This window comes from Dietzia sp. HMSC21D01, from assembly GCF_001815995.1.
In the GTDB taxonomy this organism is placed as follows: domain Bacteria; phylum Actinomycetota; class Actinomycetes; order Mycobacteriales; family Mycobacteriaceae; genus Dietzia; species Dietzia cinnamea.
The window spans coordinates 1-688 of the sequence record NZ_KV823731.1; the positions used below are offsets into that span (position 1 = coordinate 1).

General features: G+C 63.4%; 1 pseudogene. It reads left to right on the top strand.

The annotated features are described in order from the left end of the window. Positions 1-398: 398 nt before the first annotated feature. Positions 399-688: pseudogene (locus tag HMPREF3086_RS19230) on the top strand (hypothetical protein); the annotation flags it as partial.

A 688-nucleotide genomic window follows, 5' to 3' on the forward strand; every position in this document is an offset into this window, starting at 1 on the left:
CACACCGTAGCCCCAAAACAGGGCCCGACCAGCCATTATGTTAACGCCGATAATTGTCGTTATGTAAAGTGGAACTTGTCGCAAGCGTTAACTATCCCTTGACGATACCTGTGGCGCACCTGGACACTCGGAGCTATGGAGACTCCTCACCTGGTCGAGCTCATCGACGCCCAATAGCGCGCCTACGGCGTCAGTGAGGCCGAGCTGGCCCGTCGAATCGGGATCACTCGCCAGAATTTGCACCTGTGGCGCACCCACGGCCTGCGCGGCCTGCCGGCCCGAACGACCCTCAACGGCATGGCTGCTGAACTGCGCCTTCCACATGTCCGGATTCTCGAGGCGGCCTTGCGCGATGTCGGCTACCTCGACGCCACCGACGGATTATCAGGCTTACTGGCATGACCGCCCCTGACCCTCTCGGCCCGGCGGCCACGATCGCGGCTCTGAGTTCCACCACCCACCCGCTCGGAGACCTGACCACGCTACCCGCGGCATCCGGGCTATATGCCTGGTGGGCGGCCCCAGAGATACTGCCGCACCTGCCCGGCCCCGCCCATCCGCACCAGGTGCAGGTCACCGTCACCGATACCGCCACCGGAGACATCCTCATCGACGAACCACGCACCACCTACGACAACGGCTTCCTCGGATTCTGGCTACGGCGAGACATCACTGCCACGCTCACCAT